The sequence below is a fragment of the Mesorhizobium sp. M4B.F.Ca.ET.143.01.1.1 genome (assembly GCF_004792275.1).
GTDB lineage: Bacteria > Pseudomonadota > Alphaproteobacteria > Rhizobiales > Rhizobiaceae > Mesorhizobium > Mesorhizobium abyssinicae.
The window spans coordinates 1-524 of sequence record NZ_SRSR01000076.1 but is presented as its reverse complement, the minus strand read 5'-3'; the positions used below and the strand labels follow the sequence as shown (position 1 = coordinate 524).

Annotated in this window: 1 protein-coding gene; it reads left to right on the top strand. The window is 66.6% G+C overall.

What is annotated here, in order from left to right:
• The coding region (locus EN786_RS36025; protein ID WP_281405032.1) for a flagellar basal body FlgE domain-containing protein at positions 1-524 on the top strand (524 nt) is incomplete at both ends.

The window sequence follows — 524 nt, the reverse complement described above, 5'->3', positions numbered from 1 at the left end:
CTTCGTTCCGGACGCGCAAGGCCGGCTGGTCAATGCCGCGGGCTACCAGCTGATGGCATACGACTACGCCAACGGCGATCCGGCCGCGACCGCCAACGGCTTCGAGGGCCTGGTTCCGGTGCAGATCTCCGACCAGGCAATGACGGCGACGCCGAGCACGGATGGCACCTTCAGCGGTAACCTGCCGGCCGCGACCGGAGTGGCGCCGGCCGGCAGCCTGCCCTCCACCAACAGCGCTTCGGCGCAGTACACGTCGAAAACCTCGCTGGTCGCCTACGACCCTCTCGGCAATAAGAAACTGCTCGACGTCTACTTCACCAACACCGGCGCGGGCACTTGGGAGGTCGCGGTCTTCGACCAGTCGAAGGCGACGCCGGGCACCTCCTTCCCCTATACTGGCGGCGCGCTGGGTACGGCCAACCTCACCTTCGACACCACCACCGGCAAGCTCACCGGCGCGACGACGGGCCTTTCCTTCACCGTTCCGGGAGGCCAGACCCTCAACCTCGATCTGTCCAAGCTGA